This window comes from Aeromicrobium sp. 10G20-16, assembly GCF_055809665.1.
In genome coordinates this window covers 1739674-1755834 of sequence record NZ_CM147919.1, presented here as the reverse complement: position 1 = coordinate 1755834, position 16161 = coordinate 1739674, and the positions used below count along the sequence as shown (strand labels likewise).

18 protein-coding genes and 1 riboswitch are annotated in these 16161 nt (G+C 70.7%); of the genes, 13 read left to right on the top strand and 5 right to left on the bottom strand.

What is annotated here, in order from left to right:
* The first annotated feature begins 56 nt into the window (after positions 1–56).
* Complete coding sequence (locus AC0L5F_RS08810; RefSeq protein WP_473312951.1) at positions 57–1022, top strand: NAD(P)/FAD-dependent oxidoreductase; 966 nt, start codon at positions 57–59, stop codon at positions 1020–1022.
* On the opposite strand, the gene AC0L5F_RS08805 is transcribed toward AC0L5F_RS08810, so the two are convergent.
* Both AC0L5F_RS08805 and AC0L5F_RS08800 read right to left on the bottom strand, forming a co-directional pair.
* Positions 1006–1329, bottom strand: coding sequence for a DUF2277 domain-containing protein (locus AC0L5F_RS08805; protein WP_473312950.1), 324 nt, complete (start codon positions 1327–1329; stop codon positions 1006–1008). The two genes, AC0L5F_RS08810 and AC0L5F_RS08805, sit on opposite strands and share 17 nt — an antisense overlap.
* 9 nt (positions 1330–1338) lie before the next feature.
* Positions 1339–2523 (bottom strand): MFS transporter, encoded by a 1185-nt coding sequence (locus tag AC0L5F_RS08800; protein WP_473312949.1) that lies wholly within the window; start codon positions 2521–2523, stop codon positions 1339–1341.
* Between the two features lie 124 nt (positions 2524–2647).
* On the opposite strand from AC0L5F_RS08800, the gene AC0L5F_RS08795 reads away from it, so the two are divergent.
* Positions 2648–2998, top strand: a complete 351-nt coding sequence (locus tag AC0L5F_RS08795; RefSeq protein ID WP_473312948.1) for a VOC family protein — start codon at positions 2648–2650, stop codon at positions 2996–2998.
* A 126-nt stretch (positions 2999–3124) separates the two neighbouring features.
* Here AC0L5F_RS08795 and AC0L5F_RS08790 read toward each other — a convergent pair whose 3' ends face one another.
* Positions 3125–3574 (bottom strand): GNAT family N-acetyltransferase, encoded by a 450-nt coding sequence (locus AC0L5F_RS08790; RefSeq protein ID WP_473312947.1) that lies wholly within the window; start codon positions 3572–3574, stop codon positions 3125–3127.
* Between the two features lie 7 nt (positions 3575–3581).
* On the bottom strand, positions 3582–4124 hold the full coding sequence (locus AC0L5F_RS08785) for an NUDIX hydrolase family protein (protein WP_473312946.1): 543 nt from the start codon (positions 4122–4124) through the stop codon (positions 3582–3584).
* 64 nt (positions 4125–4188) lie between these two features.
* A riboswitch (TPP riboswitch) is annotated at positions 4189–4298 on the top strand.
* On the opposite strand from AC0L5F_RS08785, the gene AC0L5F_RS08780 reads away from it, so the two are divergent.
* The 8 genes from AC0L5F_RS08780 (at position 4288) to AC0L5F_RS08745 (ending at position 12338) form a co-directional block, all read left to right on the top strand.
* Positions 4288–4905 carry an ECF transporter S component gene (locus AC0L5F_RS08780; RefSeq protein WP_473312945.1) on the top strand — a complete coding sequence of 206 codons (618 nt, stop codon included), beginning with the start codon at positions 4288–4290 and terminating at the stop codon, positions 4903–4905. It overlaps the preceding riboswitch by 11 nt.
* A 12-nt stretch (positions 4906–4917) precedes the next feature.
* Positions 4918–6333, top strand: coding sequence for an ABC transporter ATP-binding protein (locus AC0L5F_RS08775; protein ID WP_473312944.1), 1416 nt, complete (start codon positions 4918–4920; stop codon positions 6331–6333).
* The gene (locus AC0L5F_RS08770; protein ID WP_473312943.1) at positions 6330–7028 is read left to right on the top strand and encodes an energy-coupling factor transporter transmembrane component T family protein; all 699 of its coding nucleotides are present in this window, start codon (positions 6330–6332) and stop codon (positions 7026–7028) included. Before AC0L5F_RS08775 ends, AC0L5F_RS08770 begins: the two co-directional genes overlap by 4 nt.
* Before the next feature lie 292 nt (positions 7029–7320).
* Positions 7321–7779, top strand: coding sequence for a MaoC family dehydratase (locus AC0L5F_RS08765; protein ID WP_473312942.1), 459 nt, complete (start codon positions 7321–7323; stop codon positions 7777–7779).
* Between the two features lies 1 nt (position 7780).
* On the top strand, positions 7781–9004 hold the full coding sequence (locus AC0L5F_RS08760; protein WP_473312941.1) for an acyl-CoA dehydrogenase family protein: 1224 nt from the start codon (positions 7781–7783) through the stop codon (positions 9002–9004).
* The gene (locus tag AC0L5F_RS08755; protein WP_473312940.1) at positions 9001–9807 is read left to right on the top strand and encodes an SDR family oxidoreductase; all 807 of its coding nucleotides are present in this window, start codon (positions 9001–9003) and stop codon (positions 9805–9807) included. The genes AC0L5F_RS08760 and AC0L5F_RS08755 overlap by 4 nt, the downstream gene beginning before the upstream one ends.
* 387 nt (positions 9808–10194) lie before the next feature.
* Positions 10195–11904: an alpha/beta hydrolase gene (locus AC0L5F_RS08750; RefSeq protein WP_473312939.1), complete on the top strand. Its 1710-nt coding sequence runs from the start codon at positions 10195–10197 to the stop codon at positions 11902–11904.
* Positions 11901–12338 (top strand): hypothetical protein, encoded by a 438-nt coding sequence (locus tag AC0L5F_RS08745; RefSeq protein WP_473312938.1) that lies wholly within the window; start codon positions 11901–11903, stop codon positions 12336–12338. Before AC0L5F_RS08750 ends, AC0L5F_RS08745 begins: the two co-directional genes overlap by 4 nt.
* A 25-nt stretch (positions 12339–12363) precedes the next feature.
* Here AC0L5F_RS08745 and AC0L5F_RS08740 read toward each other — a convergent pair whose 3' ends face one another.
* Positions 12364–13044: an SGNH/GDSL hydrolase family protein gene (locus tag AC0L5F_RS08740; RefSeq protein ID WP_473312937.1), complete on the bottom strand. Its 681-nt coding sequence runs from the start codon at positions 13042–13044 to the stop codon at positions 12364–12366.
* A gap of 44 nt (positions 13045–13088) precedes the next feature.
* Here AC0L5F_RS08740 and AC0L5F_RS08735 point away from each other — a divergent pair, with 44 nt between their 5' ends.
* From AC0L5F_RS08735 to AC0L5F_RS08725, 3 genes are read left to right on the top strand one after another with little or no spacing between them, the layout of a single operon-like run.
* The gene (locus AC0L5F_RS08735) at positions 13089–13478 is read left to right on the top strand and encodes a hypothetical protein (RefSeq protein WP_473312936.1); all 390 of its coding nucleotides are present in this window, start codon (positions 13089–13091) and stop codon (positions 13476–13478) included.
* A complete protein-coding gene (gene map, locus AC0L5F_RS08730) occupies positions 13475–14248 on the top strand; it encodes a type I methionyl aminopeptidase (protein WP_473312934.1) in 774 nt (257 codons plus the stop codon). Before AC0L5F_RS08735 ends, map begins: the two co-directional genes overlap by 4 nt.
* Positions 14245–16095 carry a M12A family metallopeptidase gene (locus AC0L5F_RS08725; protein WP_473312933.1) on the top strand — a complete coding sequence of 617 codons (1851 nt, stop codon included), beginning with the start codon at positions 14245–14247 and terminating at the stop codon, positions 16093–16095. Before map ends, AC0L5F_RS08725 begins: the two co-directional genes overlap by 4 nt.
* Positions 16096–16161 lie beyond the last annotated feature (66 nt).

Below are 16161 nucleotides of genomic sequence, written 5' to 3'. Positions count from 1 at the left end.
TTGGGCCACCGGGGCGCTCCCGAGCGGGCGACGCGCGGACCTGACACGCTGGGGCGATGGAACCGGTGATCGTGGTGGGTGCCGGCCTCTCCGGCGTGGCGTGCGCGCGTGTGCTGGCCGATGCCTCGCTGCCGGTGACGGTGCTCGACCGAGGGCGTCGCATCGGCGGGCGCATGGCCGCGCGCCGGCTGCAGGACCGCCCGGTCGACCTCGGGGCGTCGTACCTCACCGTGTCCGATCCCGGCTTCGCCGACGTCGTCGACCGGTGGCACGCTGCCGGGCTGGCGCGGCCGTGGACCGACACGTTCCACGTGCTCGACGCCGCCCACGTGCTCGACGCGGACGGCCCGGTCGCGAAGGACGGGCCGATGCGGTGGGGAACCCCCGGCGGCCTGCGCACGCTCGTCGAGGACCTGGCCGGCGGTCTCGACGTTCGGAGGCAGGAGGTCGAGGTGGTGGAGGTGGCCGACTCGCAGCTGCGGGTCGACGGGGCTCGCGCGTCGGCGGTCGTCCTGGCCATGCCCGACGCGCAGGCGGCGCGACTGCTGGGCACCGACGCCCCCGAGCGCGCGGCGCTCGATCGCCCCAGCGACCCGGTGATCGCCCTCGTGGCTGCGTACCCGGAGCGCGCCTGGACGTTCGACGGGGTCTTCGTGAACGGTGACGACGTGCTCGACTTCGTCGCCGACGACGGGCGGCGCCGCGGCGACGGGTCGCCGGTGCTGGTGGCGCACTCGACGTCGTCGTTCGCGGCCGGGCACCTCGAAGATCCGCAGACGGCGCGTCTGGACATGGTCGAGGGCCTCGGCCGTCTGCTCGGTCTCCGCGAACCCCCGGAGGTGACGCACGTGCACCGGTGGTCGCTGGCCAAGCCGGCCGGCCCCTCGCGTGACGACGCCTTCCTGCTCAGCGACCGACTGATCGGCGTCTGCGGCGACGGGTGGGGTCCGCAATCGAAGGTCGAGGGAGCGTGGCTCTCCGGAACCGCCCTCGGTCGCGAGTTGGTCAGTCGGCTCGGGTAGAGGCGGCCCGTTCGCGCTTGGCCTGCTGGAACACGCGGATGGCTTCGTAGCGCTCGGCGGAGCGAGCCTTGCGCTTCTCGGCCTCGACCTCGCGATTCTTCGGCGGGGCAGGCGTCACGAGGTCGTCCAGGAGGTGACGCGTGGCGTGGGCGATCTCGGCGACGGCGCGGTCGAACACCGGCTGGTTGGCCTTCGACGGCTTCGTGGTCCCGGCGATCTTGCGGACGAACTGCAGGGCGGCGTCGTGGCACTCGTCGTCGGTCGCGGCCGGCTCGAGGTTGTTCAGCGGGACGATGTTGCGGCACATGCCCACAGGCTAGATCGACTGCCGCTCCTGCGGAACCAGTGCGATCGCCGCCAGCGGGAACACCGCCACGAGCGCGAAGGCCCAGCCGTAGCCGAATCCGGTGATCAGCGCGCCAACCAGCGGCGGCACCGCCGCCGAGACCAGGTACTGGCCGGTGTTCTGGATCCCCATGGCGCGACCCGACCAGAAGGGCCCGCCGATCTCGGCGACGGCGGTGAACGCGAGGCCGTTGTCGGCCACGGTGACCATCGTGGCGATGACGATGAGCGCGATCGCCACGGGCGTGGCCTCGGTGACCCCGAGCAGCAGCATGGTCAGCGCGGCGACGATCGCCACCTGCCGCAGCGGCACCAGGCGGCTGCCGACGCGGTCGGACCACGCACCCACGCCGATGCGGCCAGCCGCTCCGAGCAGCTGGGTGAGGGCCACCAGGATGCTGGCCCAGTGCGTCGTCCAGTCCTTGGTGTCGATCAACCACACGAGCATGTAGGTCCACACGGTGAACTGCGGGACCACCAGCAGCATCGAGACGACGTGGATGCGCACGAGGCGGCGGTCGCCGCGGTAGGGATTGGCCAGGTGCTGCTGCGAGTCGGCGGCGGTGCGGTCGGGGCGAGGTGGGTCGACCAGCAGCAGTGCGCACAAGAACGTGGCCACCGCGCACGCCGCGGCCACCACGAGCAGCGTGGCGGTCAGGCCTCGGGCGGCGACGAGATTCGGGACGAGGACGGCGGCCAGTCCGACCCCGAGCGGGAGTCCGGTCTGGCGGATGCCCATCGCGAGGCCGCGACGGTTCGGTGGGAACCAGCCGACGACGATGCGGCCGCTGGCGGAGTTGGTGCTGCCGCCGGCCGCACCACCGATGAACAAGAGGGCCGCCAGCGCGACCAGCGAGCCGGACCACGCCGCGGCCGCGGCGGCGACGGTGACGAGGGAGAGTCCGGCGACCATGGAGAACCGTTCGCCGAGTCGGTCGACGACGATGCCCCACGCGAACAGCGTCAGGGTGATGCCCAGCAGCGGCGCCGAGGCCACGAACCCGGCCTGCACGAGCGTCAGACCGCGCTCCAGCACCAGGTAGGGGATGAGGAAGGGGGCCGCATTCACGAACAGCGTCCCCGCCACCTGCCCGGTCATCGACACCGCGAGCATGACCCATCGGTTGGGTTCTCGCTGTCGGGTCGGCGTCTCCATGGTGTCCACATCCTGATACGAATCGTCTCAGGATTCAGACTACTCTCGAGGCTCGTCGGGAGGCGAGGTGGCTTCCAGGGGGTGAGATAAGTATCTTGATGTCAAGATACTTTGGAGGTCGGCCATGATCCACCATGTCCAGCTCGCCTGCCCGCCCGGCAGCGAAGAGGCGCTGCGCGGCTTCTACGTCGGCGTCCTCGGTCTCGACGAGATCGCCAAGCCCCCGGCCCTCGCCGCGCGTGGCGGCTGCTGGTTCCGCGGCCACGGCATCGAGCTGCACCTGGGGGTCGAGGAGGACTTCCGGCCCGCACGCAAGGCCCACCCCGGGTTGCTCGTCGACGACCTCGACACGTGGGCCGACCGGCTCGCGGCGGCCGGCTACCCGGTGCTGCACGACGACGACTTCCCCGGCATGCGCCGCTTCTACTCAGAAGACGTCCACGGCAACCGCCTGGAGTTCCTGCAGCCGGCGTGACGAGTGGCGCACTGTGTTCCCCGAGTGGCGCATTGTGTCCCGCGAGTGGCGCAAAGTGGTTGTGTTCGAGGCTCGGATCGAGCCAATCTGCGCCACTCGCGGTACTCGGCCGCGGGGGTGGAGGGGCTAGAGGTACTTCTTCATCCCGACGTGCGTGGCCTCGTAGCCCAGGCGCTCGTAGAAGGCGTGGGCCCGGGTGCGGGCGCGGTTGGACGTCAGCTGGATCCGGGCGGCACCGCGCTCGACGGCCATCGCCTCGATGTGCGCCATGAGCGTCGCACCGATGCCCTCGCCGCGTCGGGCGGACGCCGTGCGCACGGCCTCGACCTGGCAGTACAGGCCGCCGTCGGCCGAGAGCATGCGCATCCACGTCACCTGCGCGGTGCACACCACCTGACCGTCGATCTCGCCGACCAGCATCTGCTGGTTCGGGTCGGCGGTGATCTCGGCCAGGGCCGAGTGCTGGCGGTCCGTGACCTGGTCGGGCTCGTCGAAGTAGTGCTGGGAGTCCTCGGCGGTCAGCGCGAGAATCGCCGCGAGGTCGTCGGGACCGGCCTCCCTGATCTGCAGCGTCACGGGGCAGTCACGCGGGGAGGGCACCGAGGTGCGCCAAGGCCTCTCGCACCAGCGCGCCGCGGCCACCCTCCATGTCGTCGAGGATGTCCTGACGCATCAGGTCGGTCGGGCTGAGCCAGCTCAGCTCGAGCGCGTCCTGGCGCGGGTTGCACTCGCCGGTCACGGGCACCACGTAGGCGAGCGCCACGGCGTGCTGACGGGGATCGTGCAGCGGGGTCACTCCCGGCAGCGGGAAGTACTCGGCGACGGTGAACGGCGTCGTGCTGACCGGCAGCTGGGGGAAAGCCGTGGGTCCGAGGTCCTTCTCGAGGTTGCGCAGCAGGGCCTCGCGCACCGACTCGCCGTGCAGCACGCGGCCCGAGACGAGCGTGCGGGTCATGGCGCCCGTGGGGGAGCCCCGCAGCAGCAGACCGACCGACTCGACCCGACCGAGCGAGTCGACGCGGACGGGGACCGCCTCGACGTACAGGATCGGGACGCGCGAGCGCGTCTCGTCGAGGGCGATGTCGGAGAGCCAGCCGGGATTGGGATCAGGGGTGCGCACGGACATGCCCGTCATTCTCGCCCACGCGATGCACGTGGCCCACCTGCCCCGCCGTGACGTAGGCTCGACAGCACCACGACAGGGGAGCGCCACGCAGAGGGCGCTGAGAGTGCGGATCAGCCGCAGACCCTTGAACCTGCTCCGGTTAGCACCGGCGAAGGGAGTCACGATGAGTTCTGCAACCACATCCAGGACCGGGATCGACCTGCGCTACCGCACGATCGACCTGGTCACCATCGCCACCCTGGGCGTCGCCTTCGGCGTCATCTTCTGGGGCTGGGGCAAGCTGTACGAGCCGGTCAGCTCCGGCGCCACGATCGCCTACCCGCCGTCGGCGGGACTGTTCGGCGGCATCTGGCTGATGGCCGGCGTCGTCGGCGGCCTGATCGTGCGCAAGCCCGGTGCGGCGTTCGCCACCGAGTTCATCGCGGCCACGGTCTCGGTGTTCATCGTCGGCGGCACCCAGTGGGGCTTCAGCGTCTTCGCGTCCGGCTTCTGGGAGGGCCTCGGCGCCGAGGTGATCTTCGCGCTGTTCCTCTACAAACGCTGGGGCGTGCCGGTCGCGATGCTCGCCGGTGCACTAGCCGGAGCCTTCGAGTCGATCTACGAGTGGGGCTCGTACTACCCGGACTGGGAGATCGGCTACCGCCTCGTGCACCTGGGCTGCTTCGCCCTCGCGGGTGCGGTCGTCGCCGGCCTGGGCGGCTGGCTGCTGGTGCAGGCACTCGCCAAGGCAGGGGTGCTCGACGCGTTCGGAGTCGGCCGCGAACAGGTCCCCGAGATCTAGGTCCGGGGTCTCGTGACTCGCGGTGAGGTCCGCTTCGAGGGCTTCACGTGGCGTCCGCTTGGACGTCGGCAGCCGGTGGTCGCCGGGCTCGACCTGCTGATCGAGCCCGGCGAACGCGTGCTGCTCGTCGGGCCGAGCGGCGCCGGGAAGTCGACCCTGCTGCACGGTCTGGTCGGAGCGCTCGGCAGCACCGTCGCCGGCGAGCTGTCGGGCACGGCCGAGGTCGAGGGTCAACCGGGCCTGCTGCTGCAGAACCCGGCCGACGCGATCGTCGCCGAGCGGATCGGGCGCGACGTCGCGTTCGGGCCCGAGAACGCTCGGATGCCGCGCGCCGAGATCTGGCGACGCGTCGACGACGCACTGGCGGCGGTCGGGCTCGCCGGGTACGGGCGCGACCATTTCACGGCTGCTCTCTCCGGTGGTGAGCAGCAGCGGCTGGCGCTCGCCGGCGTGCTGGCGATGCGTCCCGACGCGCTGCTGCTCGACGAGCCCACGTCGATGCTCGACCGGACCACTGCCGCGGAGGTGCGCGAGGCGATCCTCGGTGCGGCCGGCGACCGCACCCTGATCGTGGTCGAGCACCGCATCGAGCCGTGGCTGCCGCACGTCGATCGCGTGGTCGTGCTGTCGGCCGGCGGCGTCGTGGTCAGTGACGGGCCGGTGGGCGAGTTCCTGGCCGGGCCGCCGCCGACGGGGGTGTGGCTGCCCGACATGGCCACGCCGGAACCGATGGACGTGCCGCCGGATCTCGTGCGCCCGGCCGACGAGGCCCTGACGATCGAGGCGGTCGACGTCGAGGTGGAGCTGGTGCTCCGCACGCTGCGGGGCACGCAGCGCACCACGGCGCTGTCCGGCTTCAGTGCCGCCATCGGCCCGGGCCGCGTCGCGGGGCTCACCGGCCCGAGCGGTGCCGGCAAGTCGACGGCGCTGGGGGTGCTCGGCGGCCTGGTGCGCGTGAGTCGCGGTGTCGTGACCCCCGACCTCGCCCGCTGGCGGTCCTTGCGGCTGGCCGCCGAGGTCGGGTGGGTGCCGCAGAACCCCGAGCACGGCTTCCTGACCACCGCCGTCGCCGACGAGGTGGGCCGCACCGCTTCGGCCGTCGGTCGCGAGGTCGACGTGACCGCCGTGCTGGAGGTGTTCGGCCTGGCGCGGTTCGCCGCCTCGCACCCCTATCGCCTGTCCGGCGGCGAGCAACGGCGTCTGGCTCTGGCCGCAGCCCTCGCGCACCGGCCGGGCGTGGTGCTGCTCGACGAGCCCACGGTCGGCCAGGACCCCGACACCTGGGCGGCCGTCGCCGGGTGGATCGCCGCGAGTCGCTCCGTCGGAGCCACCGTTGCGCTGTCCACCCACGACGCGGACCTGCACCTCGACGTCGAGCACGCGATGACGTCGCCCGCCCTCGCTGCCGGTCGGGGCGCGATCGCATGAGGACCTGGGTGCTGCGAGCGAATCCATTGGCGCAGCTGTCGGTGGGACTGTTCTCCTTCGTCGGGTCGTTCTGGATCCGCAGCCTGCCCGTCGCCCTGGTGGCGGTCGGCGTCTACGCCGTCGCGTCGCTGCTGCTCTTGCCGGGCTGGCGCTACCCGCTGCTGTGCCTGGCCTTCACGTCGATCGCGGCCGTCACGATCGTGTACTCCACGTGGCGCCTCGGCGGGCAGGACGTCGAGAAGGCGGTCACGGCGGGCCTGCGCATCCTGGTGCTGGCGTGGCCGGGTTCGGTCATCGCGGGATACGTGGATCCGTCGCGATTCGCCGACCACCTCGCCCAGTCGCTGCGTCTGCCGGGCCGACTGGTGGCGGCGTTCGCGGCCGCGATGCAGCGGTTCACCGGGCTCGGGCTGGCGTGGCAGCAGCTGGAGCGGGTGCGTCGGGTGCGGGGGTTCGGGCCGAGCCGGAATCCCGGCGCTGCGGTGAAGCACGCGGCCAACATGTCGTTCGCGCTGCTGGTGCAGGCGTTGCGCGGCGCCACGGCCACCTCGGTGGCCATGGACGCCCGCGGTTTCGCGACCGCCCACGACCGCACCTGGGCCGAGCCGGCACCCTGGGTGCGCCTCGACGTGATCACCGTCGTCGTCGCCGCCACCCTCGGAGCCGCCCCCATCATCGCCCGCCTCCTCACCTAGCCCGCTGACGAGTCACGTAGGTCCGCTGACGAGTCACCCAGGTCCGCTGACGAGTCACCCAGAACCGCCGACGAGTCACCGAGAGTCAGCCTGTGGGTAGCGCGTGACTCCTCGCCGGCCGTGCGTGACTCGTCACCGGATCTACGCGACTCCTCGCCGACCGTGGGTGACTCGTCGGCGGACCTACGTGACTCGTCAGCGATGGGGGAGGACTCTGGCGCGGGGGGCGGGTCTGGGGCTAGGGTGCGAACTAAGCAAGCGCTTAGTTCCCTGACCCGTCCTGGGAGGACCCATGACCCGCGTGTTCGACAGTCTCGACGACTTCAAGGCAGCCGCCGGGGAGGAGCTCGGCACCAGCGACTGGGTCACCGTGACCCAGGAGCAGATCAACACCTTCGCCGACGCGACCGGCGACCACCAGTGGATCCACGTCGATCCCGAGCGCGCCGCGTCCGGTCCGTTCGGCGGGACGATCGCCCACGGCTACCTGACCCTGTCGTTGCTGCCGGTCTTCGCCGAGCAGATCTACTCCATCGGCGGACTCGCCTTCGGGATGAACTACGGGGCCAACAAGGTGCGCTTCCCCAGCCCCGTCCCGGTCGACTCGCGGCTGCGCGCCACGGCCACGCTGGTCTCGACCAACGACATCGCCATCGGCACCCAGGGCATCGTGAACTTCGTGGTCGAGCGCGAGGGCGCCGACAAGCCGGTCTGCATCGCCGAGGTCGTCTACGTCATGGCCGGCGCCTGAGATGGACTTCGCACACGACGCCAAGACCCAGGACCTCATCGAGCGCCTCACCGCCTTCATGGACGAGGTCGTCTACCCGGCCGAGCCGACCGCGAAGGAGCAGATCGCGGCCGCCTACACGAATGACACGTGGTCGTTCCCGGCGGTCATCGACGACCTGCGCGCCGAGGCGCGCAAGCGCGGTCTGTGGAACTTCGCGCTTCCCGGAGCACCGGAGGAGGGCGGCCTGACCAACCTGCAGTACGCCCCGCTGGCCGAGATCACCGGACGCAGCATCCAGATCGCCCCGGCCGCCCTGAACTGCTCGGCGCCCGACACCGGCAACATGGAGGTGCTGCACATGTTCGGCACCGACGAGCAGAAGCAGCAGTGGCTGCGGCCGCTCCTCGACGCCGAGATCCGCTCCGCCTTCGCCATGACCGAGCCCGACGTCGCGTCGTCGGACGCCACCAACGTCGAGCTGTCGATCGTGCGTGACGGCGACGACTACGTGATCAACGGTCGCAAGTGGTGGATCACCGGGGCGATGAACCCGGACTGCAAGATCTTCGTGGTGATGGGAAAGACCGACCCGTCGGCCGAGCGGCACCGTCAGCAGTCGATGATCCTGGTCGAGCGCGACACCCCCGGCCTGGAGATCATCCGCGGCATGCACGTGTTCGGCTACGCCGACCGCGACCACGGTGGTCACGCCGAGCTGCGCTTCACCGACGTGCGCGTCCCGGCGTCGAACCTGATCGCCGGCGAGGGCGAGGGCTTCGCCATCGCCCAGGCCCGCCTCGGACCCGGCCGCATCCATCACTGCATGCGGTCGCTCGGCCTGGCGGAGCGCGCCATCGAGATGATGTGCGCTCGCGCCTCCGAGCGGGTCGCCTTCGGCAAGCCGCTCGCCGAGCAGGGCGTGATCCGCGACTGGATCGCCGAGTCGCGCCTGCGCGTCGAGCAGCTGCGTCTGCTGTGCATGAAGGCTGCGTGGCTGATGGACACGCAGGGCAACCGCGCCGCCCACACCGAGATCCAGATGATCAAGATCGCGACGCCCAAGACCGTCGAGTGGATCATCGACAAGGCCATCCAGACCCACGGTGCGGGCGGCCTCAGCCAGGACTTCCCGCTGGCCGAGATGTTCGCGGGCGTGCGCACGCTGCGCTTCGCCGACGGACCCGACGAGGTGCACAAGAACGCCCTCGCCAAGGCCGAGCTCAAGCGGCAGCTGCGCTCGTGAAGGTTGAAGGCGCGACCGCGGTCGTCACCGGCGCCGCCGGTGGCATCGGGGCCGGCATCGCCCAGAGACTCCTGGAGCGCGGTGCCACCACGGTCGTGCTCACCGACCTCGACGCGGACCGACTGGCAGCAACGGCCGACGCCCTCGGCGAGGGAGCCGTGGCGGTGGCCGCTGACGTCACCACCGAGGCCGGTGTCGAGCAGACGCTCGAGCCGGTCGGCGGACTGCCGGACCTGTTCGTCGCGAACGCCGGCATCTTCCGAGGCTTCGGGCTCGAGGCCACCGACGACGACTGGTCGTCCATCCTCGACGTCAACGTGATGGCCCACGTGCGCGCCGCCCGGCTGCTGGTGCCGCGGTGGCTGGAGCGGGTCAGCTCCGAGTCCGGGGGAGGGTGCTTCGCCGTCACCGCGTCGGCCGCCGGACTGCTGACCCAGCTGGGGTCGCCGACCTACTCGGTCAGCAAGCACGCGGCCGTCGGGTTCGCCGAGTGGCTCGCCGCCACCTACGGAGATCGCGGCGTGCAGGTCGCCGCGCTGTGCCCGATGGGTGTGCGCACCCCGATGACCGAGGGTGGAGACACCGCGGAGGGTGCCGCAGGGGTCGCGCACGGCTCGGTGTCGACCGCCGGCGACATGATGGATCCGCTCGACGTCGCCGACGTGCTGCTCGACGCCATCGAGGCGGGGCGGTTCCTGGCTCTGCCGCACGAGCAGGTGGCCACCATGCACGCCCAGAAGGCCGCCGATCCGGACCGCTGGATCACCGGCATGCAGCGCTATCGTCGCGCCCTCGAGGGCTGACACCCGACGATTGCACGGTGCTCGCCGAGCACGGACCTGTGGTTCGCCTCGGGCGGCCTCCTTGGCGAACGGGCGGCTTCCTCGAGCACGGATCTGTGGTTCGCCTCGCTTCGCTCACGGTCGCTGCGCTCCCTGGCGAACGGGCTGCTCGCCAGTGACGAGCTTTGCGAGGAACGTGAGGGAGCGAAGCGACCGAGGCGTGGTGAGGTTGCGGGCTCGCTCGAGCCCTGACGTGTGGTTCGCCTCGCTTCGCTCACGGTCGCTGCGCTCCCTGGCGAACGGGTGGTGAGCCCGTCGGCGGGTTCGCCTCGCTCCCTGACGGACGCGGAGGCTGACGGGCAGACAGTCAGTCCGCTACGGTGTTCGCACCGACCGTGGGGGTGCAAGGTGTTGGTCGAGGTCGACCACGCGAAGTTGTCGCGGGCGCGCCGACGCCTGACCGACCTCGCTGACGCGGTCGAGTCCCAGTCGCGGCGTGCCTCCGCGGCCACGCCCATCGGGCTGCCGTCGCTGGCACCGCTCGCGGCGAAGGTGGCGTGGATGCGCGATCAGCTGCCCGACCTCGAGAAGCTCTCCGCACTCGCACTGCTGCTGGACACCCAGGCGTCGGGCAGCGTCGCTTTCGAGACCGCGAGCACCACGTGGGACGTGAACGCCGTGTTCGACTCCGTGGTCGCCCAGCGATTCGGTCCCGACTTCGCCGAGGCCACCGGGCTGAGCGACGACGAGCTCTCCGCTCTCGTGCTCACCTTCGGCTCGATCGGCCAGGACCTGCCCGACGACCCCGACGTGATGACCTCGGACCAGCTGCGCTCGATGATCATCGCCAACCCGGACCTGGCCCGGGCCCTCACGCACCTGTCTCCCCGCCCGGGAAGCGGAGCCGAGGGCACGCTCGCCAGCCTGCTCACGCCGGTGCTGACCGCCCCCGGTGGCGGCGCGGCGGTGCACGAGGAGCGCCGGATCGCTGCTCGCGACCTGTTCGAGGGCCTGGGCTCGGAGCAGGCGGCGATCCTCGCCATGATGTTCCCGTCCACCGTCGGCAACCTGCACGGGGTGCCGTTCGAGAACCTCGCGGATGCCAACACGGTGCGCATCGTGGTGGCGCTCGATGACGAGAAGGCGAACCTGGCCGACCTGCAGGAGCGGCACGAGCACAACCAGCACGACTGGGACTTCCTGGGCCTGAACAACAACGATCTCGACGGCCCGATCGAGAAGTCCGGCGACCTGATCTCGCTGTACGAGTCGATCCTGCGCAACGATCGCCAGATCCTGTTCTTCGACCCCAGCGGCGACGGCGCCATGGCCGAGCTGCACGGCCACATCGGCGCCGACAGTGACAACGTCGGTGTGCTGGTGCCGGGCACCAACAACGAGCTGTCGAACTTCGGGTCGACGGTCCGGCGATCCACCAGCTTCGTCGACTCCGTGCCGAACGGCTCCCTCGCGATGGTCTCGTGGCTGGGCGGCGACCTGCCGGAAGACGCCGCGGCTGCAGACCCCAAGTACTCCCTCGACCTCGGTCCCAAGCTCGCGGACTTCTCGCACGACCTGAGGCTCGAGATCGACCGGGCCGGATCGCAGGCCCATGTGACGATTGCCGGCCACTCGTACGGCGGCGCGGTCGTCGGTCGCTCCGAGCTGAGCGGACTGGACGCCGACCGGGTGTTCCACATCGAGTCGGCCGGCGTCGGGCGCGACATCGACAGCCCCGATGACCTGCCGAGCACCCAACGCGACGTCGATCGATACTCGATGACGGCACCGGGGGACTTCATCGAGCTGACCCAGGGCGTCAACGTCGGCAAGTACGGCCACGGAGCCGATCCCGACGACTTCGAGGGCGTCACGCGTCTGCACACCGGAGACAAGGTGGACGACGAGGGCAGGCAGACCCCCAACACCGGGTTCGGCGCGCACTCCGACGTGTTCCAGACCGACTCTGACGCATGGCGCAACATGCGCAGCGTCTTCACCGGCGGCGTCGTGGAGACCTACCGGTCGCCGCACTACGAGTACTACAACACCGGACGAGGTGTCGTCACCGTGCAGGATGGGTGGAACGACGACGGATCGAGGGTCGACATCCCATGAAGCGGATCGTGGTCAGCATGCTGGTCGTCCTCGCGATGGCCGGAGGATGCAAGGAAGGCGAGAACATGGACGTCGCACAACGCGCAGAGGCACGCGCCGTGGAGGCGCGCGGATACATCGACGACCTGGCCGACCGGCTCGGTCCGGGCAAGTCGGTCCTCACCGATGACATCGGACCGTGCGAGCCCGGCGACGACGAGGGACTCGACCTCGTCTACACCCTCCGGGTGCCGGTCGACCCCGGCGCCGCCGACCGGCTGCGCGGTGAGATCGCCGCGTCGCTCGAGGCCGACGGCTGGACCGTGCGGCGCGATGCCGACCAGGGCAGCGAGGTCAGCGTCCGGTTCCTGCGCGGCACCTTCTCGATGGGGGCGGTCGTCGACGAGTCAGCCGGAGCAGCGTCCGTCAGCGGATCGGGCGGCTGCGTGCGCTGACTCGTCGGGTCGTGCGCCCTCGCCCCTAGGCGGGTCGACCGGTGACGGCCTCGACCATGATCTCGGCCATCGCGGTGTAGCCGGCGTCGTTGGGGTGGAAGCGGTCCTGGGCGACGCGTCCCTTCCAGCTCCTCAGGCGGGGGTCGCGGAACTCGGCGGGCACCAGGTGGGGCGCGGTGGTGACCTGACGGTTGAAGTCGTCAGCTCCGCGCCGTCCTCCCGGCATGGTGGCGACGACGGTGCCGGCGGGGAGGCGTTCGATCAGCGCGGCGAGGTCGCGCGGGAGACTGGTGCGAGCGCGCCGGTTGAGCAGGTCGTTGCTGCCGATCATCACCGTCACGAGGTCGGGTGTCGCGCCGAGCGACTCCATGGCGGGCAGCTGCCGTTCCAGCAGGTCGGTGACCAGGCCACCCGAGACCGACAGGTTCACGAGTCGGTGGTTCGGCAGTGCCGTGGCGACGCCGGCGGTCCACCCGCGGTCGAAGGCCGAGGCTCCGATGCCCTGGGTCATCGAGTCGCCCAGCGCCACCCACAACGGACCGTCGTCGACCAGGGCCTGTCGGTTGTGAGCCTCCCAGGCCTTGGCGTACGGCACCACCTGGGCCTGGACCTCGCGGACCCCGGCGAGGAACCGGCTGGCCAACGAGATGAACGGACCCGTCGGACGCCCGCTGAGGTTGGAGTACTCGAATGCCGCGTCCTTCACACGAAAAGTCAATCATCTCGGTCCACACCGCGTACCCTGAGCCGGTGTCTTCCCCGTTCCCACTGCGACCCGTCTGGGTCCTGGTTCCGTTCCTCGGCAGCGTGTTCGTCGCGGCCGTGTTCGCGGTCGATCTGTCGACCACCGTCGACGGTGCCGGTCGTGCCGCGCTCCGTGTGGCGGTGATTGCTGCCGCAGCCGTGGTGGCGGGGACCTTCTACCAGCGGTGGAGCACCGTGCCGACGCGCGCCGTCCCGCACCACGTCATGGCTGCCCTCGCCCTGCTCGGTGGCGCGCTGGTCGCCTCGTCCGCCTTCGGCGCGGGCGGCGGAGTCTTCAGCAGCGACCTCACCGCTGCTCTCGGAATCGCCGCGATGGCGACCAGCCTGCTGGCCGCTCGCGCCACCCTCACCACATCGACAGGAGTCCGCCGATGATCGAGCTGCTCACCCCCACCCAGCTCGACGAGATGCGGCCGGCCGGCCGGTTCGTGGCCGAGGTGCTCACGGCGTGCTCCGAGGCCGCTGACGTCGGCGTCGACCTGCTCGACCTCGACGCCCTGGCCCACCAGATGATCAAGGACCGCGGCGCGGAGTCGTGCTACATCGACTACCACCCGTCGTTCGGCGCCATGCCGTTCGGCAAGGTCATCTGCACCTCTGTCAACGACGCGGTGCTGCACGGGCTGCCGCACCGCTACAAGCTCAGGGACGGCGACCTGCTGAGCCTCGACTTCGCGGTCTCGGTCGACGGCTGGGTGTGCGACTCGGCCGTCACCATCGCCGTCGGCACGCCCCGAGAAGAGGACCTGCGCCTCGTCGACCAGGCGCAGGAGGCGCTCGATGCCGCCATCGCCGTGGCGCGCGCCGGCAACAAGGTCGGTGACATCTCGGCCGCCATCGGCGCCGTCGGGCGTTCGCACGGGCTGAAGATCAACACCCAGTTCGGTGGCCACGGCGTCGGCCGCACCATGCACGGCGATCCGCACATCCCCAACGACGGTCGTCCCGGCCGCGGCTTCCCGCTCAAGCCGGGCCTCGTCATCGCGATCGAGCCGTGGTTCCTGCACACCACCGACGAGATCGTCATGGATCCGGACGGCTGGACCATCCGCAGCGCCGACGGTTCGCGCGGCGCCCACGTCGAGCACACCATCGCCATCACTGAGGGCGACCCCATCGTCATGACGGACCGGAGCTCGGTGTGAAGCGCCGGGTCGTCGCGGCCTCCGCAGCCGCGTTCGTGGCCGCGGCCCTGCTCAGTGCGAACCCCGCGCCGGCCGTGGCGGCCGGTGATCCGACCGTCACCGAGTCCGGCGACTCCGTCAGCTATGACGACCCCGCCCTGGCCCGCGCCTCGACCACGCGGGTGGAGGGCACGCTCCAGATGGCGTACGTCGACCGCCTCGATCGCGTCGGCGTGCCCACGTCGGAGCTGGCCTACTCGATCGTCACCGACGACGGCGACACCGTGCCGATCGAGGTCGCCGAGGAGCTGCCGCTGAGCGCAGCCAACGGTGACATCGAGGCCGAGGTCGTCGACACCGGCTCGGCCGACGGACAGCTGTCCGAGGCCACCGTCCAGACGGCGCCGGCAGCCGCTGCGTCCGGCGGGCTCGCCCATCGCGCCTACGTGGTGCTGGTCCCCAAGACCGGTGCGCTGCCCACCGAGGCGACGGTGAAGACCCGTCTGGAGGACCGTGTCCTCAGCGAGTGGGTGACCGAGTCCGACGGTGCGATCGCGTCGTTCACGGTCGATGGCACGGCGACGTTGCCCAGCGCCGAACCGGCCGAGCTGTCCAAGACCAGTCTGTGCCGCATGGACGATCCCTTCGGTGCATGGACGGCCGGGGCGGCGCTGTTCCCCGGTGTCGACTTCCAGCCGGGCTCACCGAACCACCTGATCATGATCATCTCCGGTTCGGGATGCGCATCGGTCCCGTCGTCGACCCTCGGCATCGGCACGGTTGGCGACTCGATCGACGACGGCGGTCTGTCCACGGTGCTGTGGGACACCGACTACGTCGACGCGACCGCGGTGCACGAGCTGGGGCACAACTTCAGCCTCGGACATGCCAACGCCCAGTCCTGCTCCACTCGTCCGGTCGACGAGTACTTCGACATCTTCAGCGTCATGGGCTTCGGGGTGGCCGGCAACGAGCCGACCGCCCTGGACTCGGTGTATCGCGACGAGCTCGGCATCACCCAGCCCGGTGAGATCGACTCGATCGCGCACGAGACCTCTGACCGGGTGGCCACGACGACCCGCACGCTGCAGCCTCGGGGATCGTCGTCGGGGCTTCGCGGCCTGCGGATCACCGACCCCGTCACCGGCGACGAGTTCTGGGTCGAGAACCGCGCCGGCGGCAGCGCCGATCGGGACGCGGGCGCCGTCTATGGCGGATTGATCCTCTCCGGCGACGTCGACGATTACCGCTTCACCCCGGGCGTCACGGTGAGCGAGGCGACGGCGGACCACACCCAGCTGCTCATTCCTCGCGAGGGCGGCCCTGTCGACGACGGTTCCATCGGGACGGGCCAGTCGTGGAACTCGCCGTCGGGTGCCATCGGGGTCGACGTCACGTCGTCGAGCGTGGGTGGCCCGGCCGTGGTGTCGATCACGACCTACTCGGTGCCGATGCGCATCCTGACCCGCAACTACAGCGTGCGGGCCATGGTCGGACGACCGGCGTTCGTCCAGCCGCTCGGCTGGCCCGCCGGCACCACCTTCACCTACCTGTGGCGTGCCGACTGCGACCCGGTGTCGCGTGCTTCGACCTACACGGCCGCGGCGTCACGCCGCGGCGACACCGCGATCCTCGAGCTCACCGGCACCCTGCCGGGAGGGCAGAAGATCACCCGCACCTCGGCGCCGGTCCGGATCGACTACGGCCGGTTCGTCGCGTCCACCCCGAAGATCACCGGGACGACCAAGGTGGGGCGCACGCTGCGGGTGTCGCGCGGCACCTGGACTCCGTCCGCCTCGCGGTACCAGCACCTCTGGTATCGCGACGGCAAGGCGATCTCCGGCGCGACGAAGAGCTGTACAAGCTGACCAAGAAGGACAAGGGTCACCGCATCAAGGTGCGGGTGATCGGCCAGCGCGACGGATACGCACAGC